Source organism: Pseudomonas sp. B414 (genome assembly GCF_055408445.1).
Genome location: NZ_JBUZTQ010000089.1, coordinates 1 through 591 on the forward strand (window position 1 = coordinate 1; position 591 = coordinate 591).

A 591-nucleotide genomic window follows, 5' to 3' on the forward strand; every position below is an offset into this window, starting at 1 on the left:
GGCTCCCACTGCTTGTACGCATACGGTTTCAGGATCTATTTCACTCCCCTCTCCGGGGTTCTTTTCGCCTTTCCCTCACGGTACTAGTTCACTATCGGTCAGTCAGTAGTATTTAGCCTTGGAGGATGGTCCCCCCATATTCAGACAAAGTTTCTCGTGCTCCGTCCTACTCGATTTCACTGCAAAGATGTTTTCGCGTACAGGGCTATCACCCACTATGGCCGCACTTTCCAGAGCGTTCCGCTAACATCAATACAGCTTAAGGGCTGGTCCCCGTTCGCTCGCCACTACTAAGGGAATCTCGGTTGATTTCTTTTCCTCAGGGTACTTAGATGTTTCAGTTCCCCTGGTTCGCTTCTTAAGCCTATGTATTCAGCTTAAGATACCTAACTTATGTTAGGTGGGTTCCCCCATTCAGACATCTCCGGATCAAAGTCTGTTTGCCGACTCCCCGAAGCTTTTCGCAGGCTACCACGTCTTTCATCGCCTCTGACTGCCAAGGCATCCACCGTATGCGCTTCTTCACTTGACCATATAACCCCAAGCAATCTGGTTATACTATGAAGACGACATTCGCCGAAAATTCGCATG

At 49.2% G+C, this 591-nt stretch carries 1 rRNA gene; it reads right to left on the bottom strand.

The features are described from left to right. Window positions 1–532: ribosomal RNA gene (locus ACZRMH_RS25815) — 23S ribosomal RNA — on the bottom strand; the annotation flags it as partial. Between the last annotated feature and the right edge of the window lie 59 nt (window positions 533–591).